Origin of the sequence: Mesorhizobium sp. M6A.T.Ce.TU.016.01.1.1 (genome assembly GCF_003997065.1) — a bacterium.
GTDB classification, from domain to species: Bacteria; Pseudomonadota; Alphaproteobacteria; order Rhizobiales; family Rhizobiaceae; genus Mesorhizobium; species Mesorhizobium mediterraneum.
Genome location: NZ_RZTJ01000171.1, coordinates 1 through 398 on the forward strand (window position 1 = coordinate 1; position 398 = coordinate 398).

General features: G+C 63.8%; 1 pseudogene. It reads right to left on the reverse strand.

The features are described 5' to 3' along the window. Positions 1–366, reverse strand: a pseudogene (locus tag EOC94_RS33820) (serine protease); the annotation flags it as partial. Between the last annotated feature and the right edge of the window lie 32 nt (positions 367–398).

Genomic DNA, 398 nt, shown 5'->3' on the forward strand with positions numbered 1-398 from the left:
CCTGTTGCCGCCACCCTGGCCGTCCTGGTCACCAAAGCCACGGAATTCCTTGAAGAGGCGGCGCAGCTGTGGATTGTTGGGCAGGTTGTTCATGCCATCCTGGTCGTCGGACGGGTCGGAGCCATCATCGGCGGCCGGGCTGATCTTGGCCTTGACCTTGACGCTGACAACAGCGGGAGAAACCCGCTCGACGACATCGGCGAAGCCCGGTACCTGCGGCGCCTCGACGCGCACGGCATCGGCCAGAACAGGGCTGGTTCCGCTGGTCAGCGCACCGACGCCGATCGCACCGGCCACGGCTACAGACGCGACGGCAGCCATGAGACGCTTGCGGGCGACGGAATATGAACGGGGGGCAATATTCATGGATCTCGTATCCTCTTTCCAAATGGACGCTG